The following is a 12,687-nucleotide window of genomic DNA, read 5'->3' on the forward strand; positions in this document are numbered from 1 at the left end:
TTCCTGGTTCGTAAAATCGAATTCTATGATCTTCCCACACTCCGAGGACTTGACTTCTCCCCGAATGGACGGCATTATAGTCCTACCGCAAAGGCCCCCATCGTCTAGTGGCCTAGGATACTAGGTTCTCAGCCTAGGGACCGGGGTTCGAGTCCCCGTGGGGGTACTGGTTAGAGAAACAGGGGTCAGGGCGAAAGCCCTGACCCCTGTTTTCTATGCGCCCCCGATTCGCTTCCGCTTACTTTGCGACGAACCAACCGTACGATCGATCAAGCGACCAGTTGTGGGCCGGCAGAAGCTGACCCCGGGTCTAGCCGCTGGCCGCACTTATCATTTTCCTCGCCCCGCTGATGGTGGTCGCTTACTCTCGACGGGGTCGGGCCGTTGGATGAATCCGGGCCTCTGCCCGAAGCCAAAGTCCCCTGCCCTAATCGACGTCTGTCAGGTCACTCGAGTTTTGCTGGCCGTCGCATGATCCCCGCAACCTCCCCGTAGACGCCACCCGCAACGACGTCTGGGGTATCGTGCTCGATGTCTTCAAGCTTGCCGAGCTTACTCGTCCACTTTCCCGTTGGTAATTGTCTGGCTGCATGTGTGTAAAAAAGGTGGTTGCCGTAGATGGCGACCTTCTCAAATCCCGGATCGGATTCTTCCCCGTTACAGGCTTCGAAGCCGAGTGATTTGAACGCGGCTTCCAGGATACCGATGCCGTATTCGTCGGGAGGCGATACGATAGGCCAGAATACCCCCGGCTCCCACCAGTACTCGGTGTCCCCAGCCGCCCATGCGATGCAGTTGTCGTCGATCATCGCCGGGCTGGTGACCCGGTGGTTCTCGGGCGTCAGGCGGGGGAAATCCTCGTCAGCTTCCATGGCCGAGGACGCCTTGGCGTTCACCCCACAGGCCCCAGGCCTGGGCCATCAGTCGCACCTTGCCCATGGCCTCGGGCGGGACGGGGTTCTGCTCGGTGATCGCTTCGAGTGCCCAGAACCACTGATCGGGCTCGCGGCTCAACTCCTCGAGGATCAGGGGGACGACTGGAGCCCCCATTCCGATGATCCGCTGGTAGGGCTTGAGCATGGCCATCTGGGCGGAATTGGAGAGGTAGCGCGACTCCTGTTTCCACTCGGCGGCAAGCCGTTGGAATCGTTCCGCGACACTGAGTCTTTCGGTCGCCGCTGGAGGTGGGGATGGATTCTTCGACATGGCCGTGCGCTCCTTGCGAGTGAACGTCCGAGTAAGACGGTTGGCCGCCCGATCACGATTTTATTCTACCGCCAAATGCGAAAGGCCCCAAGGCAAACGCGGGCCGCAGTATGCCTGCTGGAACAGTGGTATCTTGGGGAAGTGGTCCGTTCACCTCGTTTCGTAGGGAACAAATCGGCAAAACGATTGGTAAAGCCGTCCCCGCTATCTTCGCCTGAAATCAATGATTGAATATCTCCGTCGGTGCGATAGTATCGGAGCATGGAGATTCCGCTGAAGTAAGAGGCCGATATGGGAGTGACCGAACCGGGCGAGAGACCCGGCGAAAGACGTTAAATGAATTTTGTTTTGATATGGTGATGATATTGTCTGGTCTGGGAGGTCGAGCCGGAGTGCAAGTGGCCAGGCCCTTATTTGGGAGGGCTGAGAGGCTTAAAGCGGTTGTGTTTCGGTGGAGACGCCGTTGGACTATCCAGGCTCCCCGAATTACCCCCTTTAGGTGCCTGGTCACCGACTTACTCCGCAGTCCTTGAATTTGACGCGGGTCATGCGGCCTCACTGGTGGCCGGAGCCGTCATTAGCACGTCGATGCACTCGGCCACGTCCCATATCGATAAGCGCACGATCGTTCCAGCCCCAGGGGCCGCCCCGCCGCCCCGGTTTGTGGTAATATCCAGGTTACGCTCGGCGGGTCCAGTTCGCTGACCTTGGGCGGTAGGCAGCGCCGGGCGATCGAGGCCACAAACACGATGTCGCGGTTCCCACGAGGACGACTCACTCTCTGCAAGATCATGGGGGTGGTCGCGAGCATCGCTGTCTCGTGTGCCTGGCCTCCCTTCCTCTTGCCCACCGTGTTCGTTCTCTTCGGGCTGTTCCTGCCCAGGTCGATACTCCTGACGATCGTAGCGTGGAACTTGGCCTGCCTGGTTATGCTTTATGTCCACGCCTATGCGTTCGCTCCCGCCATCTTCGCCGCTTACACGGCTCGTTTTGGCGATGTTCAGGCGAGTGACGGGCGGTTCGCCTGGGTCGCGATCACCTTCGCCTTTGTCCTCATCCCGCTGCCGCCCACGTTCGTGTGTGTGCGGCTCAACGATGCATTGGCCCGGCGTCCGAGTGATTGGAGGCGGATCGTCGCCTCTTCGGTCGCATGGGAACTGGTTCTGCTCCCTGTCCTCGTTTGCTCTCGTATATTCAGTCTTGACTACAAGATCAAACAACTCGGCTGGGCCATAATCGGGCCACCTGACAATCTCTATAGCTTTACGAATTTGGTGTTGCCCTGGCTCCTCTCATGGCTGATTTGCACGGTACCGGTCGGTGTGGCGGCGTTATGGTTGCACGAGAAGACGGGCGGACGGAATCTCAGGAATATTTGGCATGCTTATGTATGCATTGATTCATGATGAGCCGGCTAACTTGGCGTGCGAGTAAGGCCACGGTCGTTCCACCCCCAGGGGCCGTCACGCCTCCGCGCCAAGCGGCACGCCATCCTGGCGTGCCCCGAGGTCTTTCCCAGCGGAACTCCTGGAGTTTTGATAGCCAGGTACTTCATTTGGGAGGCTTGGCGAAATGAGGAAAGCAAGGCGGACCATTGCCGGCCTGATTGAGTTCACCAGCTTACCTCTCCTGCCCCACTCTCGACGCCTGGCTGCCGGAGGTTTGACCCGATCCGATTCTTTCTCAACTTCGCCAACGAGACGACCACGATTGCCGCCGAGGTGCGCGGTGACTCCGATCGGGCCTACCCCTCCCTTCACGGCCTGGTGGAAGCCACTCTCTGGGTTGTCGCCGAGGGGGGCAATCCCGAACCGTTCATCACCTGACTGAACTGCTTGGAAGAATCGGAAATCGATGAGATTGTCAGTCAATCAAGCGTGGTAAATACGGATTTGCCAAGGCGATTTTTCCTTGGTGTCAATCCCCGGTTTGGCATAATTGATGCAGGTTCAAGCCACCCTGGTGTGTGCGAAATGGACTCGACGGCCCAGCCAGACCGAGGCGATTCATGTCACACGAGCAAGGCCACTTCAGACATGGCGATCAGGGACTGAAGCCCGAGGCACTCAGCAACGAACTTCTCAAGCTCAAGATCGACGATTTGTTTCAGGAGGTCGAGAGCCTCAAAGCGCGGGTCGCTCGCCTGGAGGGTGAGTCCAAAAGAAGCCACGGGGCCCGCCGGGGCTGACACCACCGATTTGACTCGGCGCGAAGCTCACCCCGACCCACTGCCAGGGGCGGCCCGGTCTGACCTGTCATCAACGTCCTGAGAAGGACAATCATGGCTCAGGCTTGACAATTGGAGAACCTGGAAGGATAGTGTCCTAAGATGTCACTCGGGGGCGAGGGATTGTGGAGCCTGGCTCCGGTCTTCTCGCTCTGCTTTGCTGACCCTCTCGGGACAAGGACACGCTCATGCCGGAAACCGTCGTGCATTTCCAGATTCGCATGCCACCGGCGCTGCATGAGCAGTTGGCGAGCTGGGCCAAAGAGGACAAGGCGTCGCTCAACGCGCTGATCGTCTCGATTCTCAAGAACGATGCCGAGCAACGCGAGTCGGGGGGAAACCGGACGCCGAGTCGGGCGGACGAGGCCGCGCGGTAACGGAAGCCCGGCCTTTTTTTAAGGAGCGACGGGCCCTGACCTTGAATCGAGGGTTCGGTCCCTTCGTGCGGTTCGCTGGGGAAATCATGGTGTTCCGAGCATGAACCTTTCGGTCCGCGAGACAGCGAGCCTGCTGACCGTCTCCGAGAAGACGATCTATCGCTGGATCAAACAGCAGACCATCCCGGCCTACCGAGTCCAGGACCAGTACCGCTTCAATCGCGCGGAGATCCTGGAGTGGGCGACTGCGCGCCGGCTCAAGGTTTCCAGCGAGATTTTCCAAGAGCCCGAGGCCGCCGACCAACCGATCCCGTCGCTGCTGGCCGCCTTGGAAGCGGGCGGCGTCTTTTACCGGGTCTCGGGTTTTGACAAGGAAAGCGTGTTGCGCGAGGTGGTCGGCCTCCTCCGATTGCCGGAAGAGGTCGACCGGGATTTCCTGCTCCGCGTCCTGGTCGCCCGCGAGGCGATCGCTCCCACGGCGGTCGGCGATGGAATTGCCATTCCGCACGTGCGCAATCCCGTCGTGCTCCACGTCGGGCGTCCCATGATCGCGCTCTGCTTTCTGGATCAGCCGATCGAGTACGGCGCTCTCGATGGTAAGCCGGTCCATACCTTGTTCACGATCATCAGCCCCACCACGCGGGCTCATCTCCACCTCACCTCGAAATTATCCTTCGTCCTAAGAGATCCGGGCTTCCGGCAGGCGATCAAACGGCCCGAAGCGCGTCCCGAGATCTTGGTTCATGTCGAACGGGCAGAGAAGGAACTCGCGGGTCCTCGGCTCCAAAGTGTGCCCGCGGAGGGAGTGGCCCCGACTCCACGGCCCTCGGACTAAGTCGGGATCGGAGCGAGTGAGGGAAGCTGGCCGAAGGCATCCACCTAGCTCCTGGCCCTGAATGGGGTGTGCGACCGCAGGTTGCGCGATCCCGAGAGGGTTACCGAAGGAAATTGACCGTGTAGCGATTGCCCTCGATGAATTGCCGAGCGAGTCGGAGCTGCCTGATACCCCGGATCGAGGCGATCACGGGTCCTTCGAGATTGCGCTGGAAGCGAGCACTGGCAATCGCCAGCCTGACCGGAGATAATTCGGTGTTGCGTCCGCAAGAGGTGATCGTGCGTCGCGGACCATGCGGCCTCAATCCCGCGGAGCGACCAACCTCAACCAGAACAAGGTCGATTGGCAAGGTCCAGGCTTGTCCGGAACCTGCGAGTTGGTTCACGATGCATTGAAATTTCGTACCCAATCCCCCCCCCCGCATTCGCCGTACGACCACTGGATCTTGAGAGACGGTTTCGGCCTCAAGCGTCGCGTGCTCCTTGTTTGGAGAAGCAGGAAGTTCTGATTCAGACAATCCTCCGACCACGCTGACTGGCAATCGCCGCGCGTTTTGACGCACTCGAGATCAATAATGAATACGATTGATTATATTTACAGATTTGATCCAAAAAATCCGACTGCGAAGCCTTTGACCCGCGATGCGGAAGCCGCGAGGAAGGCGTTGGAAGATGGTAACCGGATGTTCTCCCATTGGATGGAGAGCTGCCGGACCAATACGACGTCCCTGGGTGAACCTCGCTACGTTGTGCAATGCAACGGGTTGGAGGTGGGGATGAAGCGGACCTACGGCGAGATGCCCACGCAATCGCCGTTCGCGGTGGTGGTCGGGTGCTCGGATGCCCGGGTGCCGACCGAGATGCTTTTCGGCCAGGGGTTCAACGACCTGTTCGTGATTCGGGTCGCCGGCAACGTCCTGGACGATGCCTGCCTGGGGAGCGTGGACTATGCGCTCACCAGCTTGAGCCATAGCATTCGGGTGGTGGTCATGCTCGGCCACAGCGGTTGTGGCGCTGTGACCGGAGCGGTCGATGCCTACCTCCAGCCGTTGAAGTTCTGGTCGAAGGCGGTCACCCCCATGCTCCGCTCGATCACCCAGCGGATCTTCGTGGCGGTCCGCGAAGCGGCCAACGGGATCAAGGACGTCTGGGGACCCGATGCACGCGACATGCCGGGCTTTCGGGAGGCCCTGATCGAAACCGCGGTCTGCCTCAATGCGGCGCAAGCGGCGTTCGCCCTTCGCCAGGATGTCGAACGCAACGCGCGCTGGGAAATCGAGGTGCTGTACGGGGTCCACAACATCCGTAACCATCAGGTCTGTATGCCGGTCGACCCCAGCGCAGCACGCTCTGACGAGCACGTCCATCTCGCGACCGCACCGACCAATCCCAAGGAGTTTTACACCCTGGCCGTGAAAATGGCCCAGATCCTCAAGCCGGGCCGCGAGACGTCCCCCAACCCCGCCGCCGCGAGTGCTAACGGGGTTGCGGACCGGACGCACGACGTGTCGGATGCGGATACGGCGACGTCCTAAACCTCCTTGGAGGAACGAACGACTGACGATTTCTCCACCATCGCCCTTCGTTTTCGAGTGGCCAAGTCGCCCCTGCGCAGGGGCGGCTTGGCCGAATTTTTCTGCCCCGACATCTCTCCTCCCCGATTGGGACCGTGGTCGTCCTGCCTGCTTTTGATTTGAATGGATTTCCCTGGGACCGTGGTCGTCCTGCTTGTTTTGATTTGAATCGAATTCCCTGGGACCGCGGGCATCCCGCCCGCAATTTAATCTAAAGGGATATTAAATTCTGATTTGAAATCGTTTTGACTTATTAAAGAACGGGCGCGACGCCCGCGGTCCCAGGGGGGATGGGAGGGAGAGTCGGAGCTCGTCTGCCTTGATTTCTGCGCGTCAATGCAGGCGTGTAATCGTCGGGTATATTTAAGGGACTGAGCTCGGCGGTTCCGGCTTCATGCTCCGCGTGGGCGTGACCCCCTCGGGCCTGCGACTTGACGAGCCCCTCTTGAGGACGACACCGATGATTGATAGGGCGAAACGATCGTTCCGACCGAGCGCGGAGTGCGTTGAAGAGCGTTGCGTCGCAACCGCTCATACCTTGGCCGCCGCCAGCGAGCTTCAGGCCATGGCGGTTCGTCATCGCGCGGATCGAGCGGCGATGGTGCTTGCGCGGCTCCCTCAGTTTCAAGCGCCCACGGGAACGGCCCCGTTGAACGGGCCTGGGGTCGCCGCTGCCGCTGTCGCCGCGGAGCGAGGGACGATCGAGGCGTTGCGGGCCCAGCGCCGCCACCCGCGTCCGCGGCCGACGCCTCAGCCCAATCCCGGGTCGGGGCCCAATGGTGGCATGGGCTTGATTCGGTTGGGGCTTCCCGGTGGTTTTCTTGACTATGGCGTCGTGAGTCTCTGGAACAACACCGGGACGACGGTGACCTTTGGGATCTCGGCGTCGACCTACCGCAACGGCCAGACCTTTTTCTTCACGTTCCGGCCTGGCCAGAACCAGTCGTTCTTTGCCCCGGTCGTGAACGGGGTCAAGCCGCTCTTTCAGGTGACTTTCAACTCGGACGTTCGCAACGCGATCCCGCTGCCGCAGCAGAATATTGTTTTTGAGTCTCCCCGCTACGTTCCTCAAGGAACGGCAGGATGGCCGTACGCGATCGGGTACGGTGTCAACGGGTATTTTCTCACGCAGATTTGATGGGAACGGAGTGGCACGACCGACCGGCCTCACGTCGTCAGTGGGGCGGACGGGTGCGAGGCGGTCGGACGGCGGTCTCGTGCCAGTATTGACGGAGAGTGACGACCAGGTCGCGATAGCGCGGGTATTCGGACGGCTTCTGAATATACGTGTTGGCGCCGGCCTGGTAGGTCTGGAAAACGTCTTCGTCACGGAGTGACGTGGTGAGGACAACGACCGGGATGATCCGCAGCAGCGGGTCGTTCTTGATCTGGGTCAGGACCTGGTAACCATCGATGCCAGGGAGGTTGAGATCGAGCAGGATCAGGTCGGGTTCGAGCTCGATGTCGGCCTTCGGGTCTTGCAGGCGGACTAGATAATCAAGCGCTTTGCGTCCGTCGTGGATGACGGTCAGGCGGTGCGGGACGTTCCCGTCGTGCAACGCGCGCTCGATGATCATCACGTCGGCCCGACTGTCCTCAACCAGGAGGATATGGAAATCAGGTCGCATGAGTCACTTCGGTTTGCGGCATGGAAGGTTCGGGTGGAGATCGGCGTAGGCTGATGAAGAACGTTGCCCCTTGATTGGGTTCGCTCTCGACCCAGATCCGGCCGCCGTGGGCATGGACGATCTTGCTGCAGATGGCAAGGCCGGCGCCTGTGCCTTCGTATTCCTCCCGCGTGTGCAAACGCCGGAAGAGTTGGAAAATCCTCGTATGGAACTGGGGGTCGATGCCGATCCCATTGTCTCGCACATAAAGGGTCAGCCAGGGGCCAGGTTCGTCGACTCGCGTTCCCACTTCCACCCAAGGCGCGGCACTCTGGTTGTACTTCAACCCGTTGCCGATCAGATTCGCGAGGAGTTGGCCGATCCGGTCGCGGTCCCCCCAGAGCGTGGGTAGCACTCCAACCGTCCTGACTTCCGCCCCTTTACTGCGAATCAACTCACCCAGGTCGGCCTTGAGGAGCGACATTACCTCTTCCAGGTTAACCGTCGCGAAATCGCCTGTCACCCTCCCGGCTCGAGAAAGCGTCAGCAGGCCGTGAATGAGGGCTCGCATGCGCCTTGATGCGTCGACCAGGTAACGGACGTATTCTTGGCCGTTAGAGTCGAGTTTATCGCCGCAATCGCGGAGCAGGAAGTCGGAGAAGGCGATCAAGGTACGCAGTGGTTCCTGGAGGTCATGGGAGACGACGTAGGTGAACTCGTCCATCTCCTTGTTTTTCCGGGAGAGCTCGTCGATCGTCACGGCCAGTCGGGCGTTCTTCTCCCGGAGCTCGGCCTCGAGTCGGTGTCGCGCGGTGACGTCCTGGGCCACGATGCGGGTGTGCAGGAGCCTGCCGCCCGACCCCACGACGGTGGTTCCCGAGACCCAGACGTCGATCGTCTCCGCGTTCGCCATCACCCACTGGCTTTCGATCTCGACTTTGCCGTTCAGGCAAAAGTCGGCGAACCGCCCCGCGAACAGCGAGCGGCGCCATTCGGGGAGGAGCCGCTCGTACGATTGGCCGATCACCTCGTCGCGTCGGTACCCGAGCGTGCGGAGAAGCGTATCATTGCACTCGAGGAGCCGCCCCTGCTCGTCGAGGCTGAAATACATCGCCGGAGCGTTCTGATAGAGGTCGCTGTACCGATCCTTCAACTCTTCGAGTTCGCGGTTGATGTGGCGTAGCTGCTCGTTGACTTGGGTGAGTTCGCGGGTTCGGAGGCGAAGTTCACGCTCCGCGCGGATCTTGGCGGTGACGTCGGTGATGTGGCAGCGGAGGTGCGAGACCGTCAGGTCCGCGCCATAGCGGGCGCCCACGTTCATCTCGATCGCCTTCGGCTTACCGCGCGCGGTCTTGATCCGGAGGATCAGGCCGTGCGCTTCCCCCTTCGAGATCGCAGCGCGCAGCTCGTCGCGCGCTCGCTCGTAATCATCAGGGTGGACGATCTCGAGAAACGACATCTCGCGGAGCTGCTTGAGCTCCCAGCCCAGGAATTCCTGCTCGGCGGCGCTGGACTCGATCCAACGGAGCGTTCGGGACTCGAGCCGGCTGACCATGTCGGTGGTGGAGAAGTCGCCCGAGAGGGAGACATCGAGGCTATCGTTTCCCGGGGTCAGCGACGCCAGCAGGGCGCTTCGCGTGAGTGAATCGGTGATCTGTTGCGAGCTGAACTCGCCACTGCTCAACGTCAGGTTGAGCGACGACGGCGGGTCCGCCTTGGGAACCGGGTGCCAGACCTTCTTCAATTCCCGGAGCGCTCTGAGGACTTCGCCCAGTTCAGGGGCGTACGTGAGCTCAAACGGGAGTTGAGGGTCGTCGGCCAGTGCGTTCAGCTCTCGAGCGAGCCGGTGGATCGGGGTGGCCCACCGCTTACGCTCGGCATCGCTCTGCACTCGCCCGGCGATCAAAAGCATGAGGGCGCTGAGCACCAGGATCGGCAGACTTCGGGGATACCCGAGAATCGCGTAGCTGGCCGCGCCGAAGCCGACCCAGAGTAGGCCGAGAATCAGGGCGGCCCCCCATTGGTCTTGGAACGGGGCAGACTTGCGGTGAGATGGAGCGGGCATGATGGATCGGGTCTCGGAGACGATCGCGGGCGCTGGTTACGAGTCCCCCTGCCCGCTCCGGATGGCAGCGGGCATGACGGCCTGGGGTAGCCAGATGGTGAAACAGGCACCTCCGCCGGGAATGTTCGAGGCGGAAAGCCGTCCCCCTTGCTCCTTGAGGATCTCGGAGGCGAGGTATAGACCATACCCGCTTCCCGATTCCTTTGTGGTGAAGAACGGTTCGAAAATCCGTTCCAGCAAGGCTTCCGGGATCCCCGGTCCGTTGTCGCGGACCTCAATTCTGACCCAGTCCGCCTCTTGGTCGCGGACCGGCTCAACCCGGACGGTGATTTGCCCGCCGTGCCCCGACGCCAGGATGGCTTCGTGTGCGTTGCCGAGGAGGTTGAGAAAGACCTGCAAGAGCCGACCGGCGTCGGCGCGCACCGGAGGTACCCGATCGGGAACGATCGTTTCGATTCCGATCGGGCACTCACGCGGGTCGCTTCCCTTGAGGAACAGGTCGGTCGACTCGCGGACGAGCGGGGGCAAGTCCACCAACACGACCATGGGCGCGCCGCTCCGGACGGTCGCCATCAAGTGCTCGAGTCGAATTTGGAGCACCTGGGCGTTCCGCAGAATCGGGTCGAGCCATTGCAGGTGGGGATCGTCGGGCTTGAGCTGATACTTCATCAACTCCGCGCTGCCGCGAATGACAGAGAGCGGCCCGCGAATCTCGTGGACGATCCCGGCCAGGAGCCGTCCGACCTGGACCAAATGCTCGTTCAGGGCCGCCACGGTCGCCATCTGGCGATACTGGATCAGCCGACTGATCCGGGCGAGGAAAATCTCACCCGGCGAGTCCTTCGTCACATAGTCGTCGGCACCGGCGTTGAGGCCTGTCAGGACGTCGTTGTCGTTGTCGCGCACCGTGAGCATCAGCACCGGCACGCCCGCGACCTCGGGGTCGGCGCGGATCGCACGGCAGACCGAATGGCCGTCCATGTCGGGCAGGTTCACGTCGAGCACGATCGCGTGAGGACGGACCTCCCGCGCCTTTGCCAACGCATCCCCTCCCCGAGCCACTTCATGGACGGTGTGGCCGGCGCGGCTTAATAAGGTTCGGAACAGGGCCCGATCGGCCGGGCTATCGTCGACGATCAGGACCGCACTCATCGGCCGCAACTCCTTTGAACCCATCGCCGACGCAAGTCGCGCCGCGGTCCCCCCGATCGCCTCGTCGCGTCCTTGAGAACGTCATGGGATGAACCTCCCTCGCATTCCTCTGAGAGTGGCTCTTCGCGTATAATACGCCAATTATTGTTCCCTGGACACAGAGTGGATTCAAAACTCCGTGGAGTGGCGAGGTCGGGCAGCCGCTTCCATCCTGTGTGGCCCCCTCATTGGTTACGTCCCGGGTCTTGCTCATGGTGCATCTTACCCCAAGGCTCTCACTCCAGGCGATGTGACCCCTCTCTTGAATCGTGCGCTGACGGACATGGCGACGGAGCGGCCCGGTTTGCGGATCGCGAACCGGGACCGACAGTGTGTTGAGGACCATGATGACAGAGAGTGCTCGCTCGGCAATCTCCGACCCGTTCTGGCGGTGTGCGGCTTGTGGAACGCCGAATCCGTCACGGCCGTATCTGACGCAATGCCTGGGGTGCGGCGCATCCGTATCGGCCTCCGACATCGCCGCCGCATCGGGTCATGAACCGGCTCGACCGCGCCATCGACGCGGCCGGTCGATTGCGATCGCGACCTGGGTGTACGCGCTGTTTCTCTTGACGATCCTCGCGCTCATTTACTGGGTCGGTGAAGACTGGTGGGGAGTGACGATCTTACTGTTCGTGCCGCGCTGGCTCTACCTCGGCCCCGTCATTGCGCTGGCCCTGGCCAGCGGCTTGAGGTGGCGTCCCTCGCACTGGATCTTGCAGGGAACGATCGGCCTGGTCGTGGCCGGTCCGTTGATGGGGCTTTCCTTTTCGACGGCACGGCTCTGGGGTCCTCGCGTCGAGGGAACGCGGGTTCGGATTCTGACCTACAACCTTGGTCCCGGCCCGATCGATTCCCATCGTCTGATCCAGATGATTGAACGGGAGCGGATCGATCTGATCTGCTTGCAGGAGAACGTCGAGATCAATCTCGCGTTCAAGGCCTACCTGGATCGGGGATGGTATCGCGATCCGTCGAAGCGGTTGGCAAGTCGTTACCCGATCGTCGCCAACCTGGAATCGTTGAATGTTCAGTCGTCGAACGATGGGTGGTATTCCGCTCAGCTCGATCGGGTCCGGGTTCGAACACCCCAAGGCGTCGAATTCGTGGTCGTCACGGTCCACCTGCCCACGATCCGGCCCGGGTTGACCGGGGTGCTCGAGGGGAATCTGAACCGGCTGCCCCCCCAGATCCAATGGTGGCGGATTCAACTGGGTCGGGTGGTGAGCAGCCTGAGCGCGTTGGGGAACGTCCCGGTCCTCGTCGGGGGCGACTTCAATATGCCCTCCGACGACTCGTCGATGGCGACACTCCGGTCGGTCTTTCGGTTTGGCTTCGAAGACGCGGGGCTGGGCTACGGCTACACGCGTCCTTCCCGGGTCCCCTGGTTCCGGATCGACCACCTCCTCGCCAGCCCGCACTGGACGTTCACACGCTGCTGGGTCGGGATCGACTGTGGCTCGGATCACCTGCCTTTGATCGCGGAGGTGGTCTTGCCTCCAGCTCCGGCTCCGCGGTCCGCGGTGCCGACTCCCCGCTGATCGATGCGACGTGTTCTGTCGTTGGCGTGCGCAGTGGAGCCTGGTGGATCGTCGCGGGCACTCGT

General features: G+C 61.5%; 12 protein-coding genes and 1 tRNA gene. 8 read left to right on the top strand and 5 right to left on the bottom strand.

The window, feature by feature from the left end; all coding sequences use genetic code 11:
• Nucleotides 1–93 precede the first annotated feature (93 nt).
• Nucleotides 94–166 (top strand) — tRNA-Glu (locus tag BUS42_RS30420).
• A 280-nt stretch (nt 167–446) separates the two neighbouring features.
• Here BUS42_RS30420 and BUS42_RS30425 read toward each other — a convergent pair.
• Complete coding sequence (locus BUS42_RS30425; protein WP_074313351.1) at nt 447–872, bottom strand: DUF7689 domain-containing protein; 426 nt, start codon at nt 870–872, stop codon at nt 447–449.
• The gene (locus tag BUS42_RS30430; RefSeq protein WP_074313353.1) at nt 862–1,206 is read right to left on the bottom strand and encodes a hypothetical protein; all 345 of its coding nucleotides are present in this window, start codon (nt 1,204–1,206) and stop codon (nt 862–864) included. The genes BUS42_RS30425 and BUS42_RS30430 overlap by 11 nt, the downstream gene beginning before the upstream one ends.
• Nucleotides 1,207–1,955: 749 nt before the next feature.
• Between BUS42_RS30430 and BUS42_RS30435 the strand changes: the two genes are divergently transcribed.
• The 6 genes from BUS42_RS30435 (at nt 1,956) to BUS42_RS30465 (ending at nt 7,356) form a co-directional block, all read left to right on the top strand.
• The gene (locus tag BUS42_RS30435; RefSeq protein ID WP_143206568.1) at nt 1,956–2,612 is read left to right on the top strand and encodes a hypothetical protein; all 657 of its coding nucleotides are present in this window, start codon (nt 1,956–1,958) and stop codon (nt 2,610–2,612) included.
• A 602-nt stretch (nt 2,613–3,214) separates the two neighbouring features.
• Nucleotides 3,215–3,394, top strand: coding sequence for a hypothetical protein (locus BUS42_RS30440; RefSeq protein WP_074313357.1), 180 nt, complete (start codon nt 3,215–3,217; stop codon nt 3,392–3,394).
• A 227-nt stretch (nt 3,395–3,621) separates the two neighbouring features.
• The gene (locus BUS42_RS30445; RefSeq protein WP_074313359.1) at nt 3,622–3,810 is read left to right on the top strand and encodes a type II toxin-antitoxin system antitoxin; all 189 of its coding nucleotides are present in this window, start codon (nt 3,622–3,624) and stop codon (nt 3,808–3,810) included.
• Nucleotides 3,811–3,910: 100 nt separating this feature from the next.
• The gene (locus BUS42_RS30450) at nt 3,911–4,645 is read left to right on the top strand and encodes a PTS sugar transporter subunit IIA (protein WP_074313360.1); all 735 of its coding nucleotides are present in this window, start codon (nt 3,911–3,913) and stop codon (nt 4,643–4,645) included.
• 775 nt (nt 4,646–5,420) lie between these two features.
• Nucleotides 5,421–6,179, top strand: a complete 759-nt coding sequence (locus tag BUS42_RS30460; protein WP_254053894.1) for a carbonic anhydrase — start codon at nt 5,421–5,423, stop codon at nt 6,177–6,179.
• Between the two features lie 499 nt (nt 6,180–6,678).
• Nucleotides 6,679–7,356 carry a hypothetical protein gene (locus BUS42_RS30465; protein WP_074315507.1) on the top strand — a complete coding sequence of 226 codons (678 nt, stop codon included), beginning with the start codon at nt 6,679–6,681 and terminating at the stop codon, nt 7,354–7,356.
• A gap of 37 nt (nt 7,357–7,393) precedes the next feature.
• Here the strand turns inward: BUS42_RS30465 and BUS42_RS30470 are convergent, their stop codons facing one another.
• The 3 genes from BUS42_RS30470 to BUS42_RS30480 are packed head-to-tail and all read right to left on the bottom strand — an operon-like array spanning nt 7,394 to nt 11,042.
• Nucleotides 7,394–7,846, bottom strand: coding sequence for a response regulator (locus BUS42_RS30470; RefSeq protein ID WP_074313366.1), 453 nt, complete (start codon nt 7,844–7,846; stop codon nt 7,394–7,396).
• A complete protein-coding gene (locus tag BUS42_RS30475) occupies nt 7,836–9,890 on the bottom strand; it encodes a sensor histidine kinase (RefSeq protein ID WP_074313367.1) in 2,055 nt (684 codons plus the stop codon). Before BUS42_RS30475 ends, BUS42_RS30470 begins: the two co-directional genes overlap by 11 nt.
• A 36-nt stretch (nt 9,891–9,926) precedes the next feature.
• Nucleotides 9,927–11,042, bottom strand: coding sequence for an ATP-binding response regulator (locus BUS42_RS30480; protein ID WP_074313369.1), 1,116 nt, complete (start codon nt 11,040–11,042; stop codon nt 9,927–9,929).
• Nucleotides 11,043–11,425: 383 nt separating this feature from the next.
• Between BUS42_RS30480 and BUS42_RS30485 the strand changes: the two genes are divergently transcribed.
• Nucleotides 11,426–12,622 (top strand): endonuclease/exonuclease/phosphatase family protein, encoded by a 1,197-nt coding sequence (locus tag BUS42_RS30485; protein WP_254053895.1) that lies wholly within the window; start codon nt 11,426–11,428, stop codon nt 12,620–12,622.
• Nucleotides 12,623–12,687 lie beyond the last annotated feature (65 nt).

Source organism: Singulisphaera sp. GP187, assembly GCF_900129635.1.
In the GTDB taxonomy this organism is placed as follows: Bacteria; Planctomycetota; Planctomycetia; order Isosphaerales; family Isosphaeraceae; genus Singulisphaera.